At 56.1% G+C, this 335-nt stretch carries 1 protein-coding gene; it reads left to right on the forward strand.

The annotated features are described in order from the left end of the window. Positions 1–5 precede the first annotated feature (5 nt). Positions 6–140 (forward strand): major capsid family protein, encoded by a 135-nt coding sequence (locus RMT89_RS46255; protein WP_399498915.1) that lies wholly within the window; start codon positions 6–8, stop codon positions 138–140. Positions 141–335 lie beyond the last annotated feature (195 nt).

Below are 335 nucleotides of genomic sequence, written 5' to 3' on the forward strand. Positions count from 1 at the left end.
TGAAGATGCATATCCCTATGCGTCATCGGTTCCTCCCGGTTCAGGTGGTCGGCCTGACGTTCAAGGTTCCAGGCATTTTCCGCCTCGGCCCTCTTGATATCCGTCTGCCGAAGGAAGTGCGCTACAGCGACGGCATCTAAGCCGTAAGCCCAAAGCGAAAACCTAGCCCCGGCCCAACTGCCGGGGTTAAGGTGACAGAAGCATTCCGAAACCAACCCCTGACTGGAGGATATTATGACCAAGGTAACGAACAAGCACGTTGGTCTGCTGAACGTTGCGGGTCTTGAATGCCTTATCTTCCACCTGTACGGTGGCGCCAGGTCGCACGTCCAGAC

It is taken from the genome of Streptomyces sp. P17, assembly GCF_032436805.1.
In the GTDB taxonomy this organism is placed as follows: Bacteria; Actinomycetota; Actinomycetes; order Streptomycetales; family Streptomycetaceae; genus Streptomyces.